Below are 722 nucleotides of genomic sequence, written 5' to 3' on the forward strand. Positions count from 1 at the left end.
GTGGGCGTGCCTTACATCATCGTGTTCCTGAACAAGTGCGACATGGTGGACGACGAAGAGCTGCTCGAGCTCGTCGAAATGGAAGTGCGCGAACTCCTGGACAAGTACAACTTCCCAGGCGACGACACCCCCATCGTGCGCGGCTCGGCCAAGCTGGCCCTGGAAGGCGACAAGGGCGCCCTGGGCGAAGAAGCCATCATGAAGCTGGCTGAAGCGCTGGACACCTACATCCCCACGCCAGAGCGCGCTGTGGACGGCTCCTTCCTGATGCCCGTGGAAGACGTGTTCTCGATCTCCGGCCGCGGCACCGTGGTGACCGGTCGTATCGAGCGTGGCGTGGTCAAGGTCGGCGAAGAAATCGAAATCGTCGGTATCAAGGACACCGTCAAGACCACCTGCACCGGCGTGGAAATGTTCCGCAAGCTGCTGGACCAAGGCCAGGCTGGCGACAACGTCGGTCTGCTGCTGCGCGGCACCAAGCGCGAAGACGTGGAACGCGGCCAAGTGCTGTGCAAGCCCGGCTCGATCAAGCCCCACACCCACTTCACGGCTGAAGTGTATGTGCTGAGCAAGGACGAAGGCGGCCGCCACACGCCGTTCTTCAACAACTACCGTCCTCAGTTCTACTTCCGCACGACCGACGTCACCGGCGCGATCGAGCTGCCAGCGGACAAGGAAATGGTCATGCCAGGCGACAACGTGTCGATCACCGTCAAGCTGAT

Annotated in this window: 1 protein-coding gene; it reads left to right on the forward strand. The window is 61.8% G+C overall.

What is annotated here, in order from left to right; all coding sequences use genetic code 11:
• Positions 1–722, forward strand: a 722-nt coding sequence (locus tag AC3WOH_RS34845; protein ID WP_492233895.1) for an EF-Tu C-terminal domain-related protein, incomplete at both ends; no start/stop codon positions are given.

It is taken from the genome of Acidovorax sp. FW305-C-20-28 (assembly GCF_058783375.1).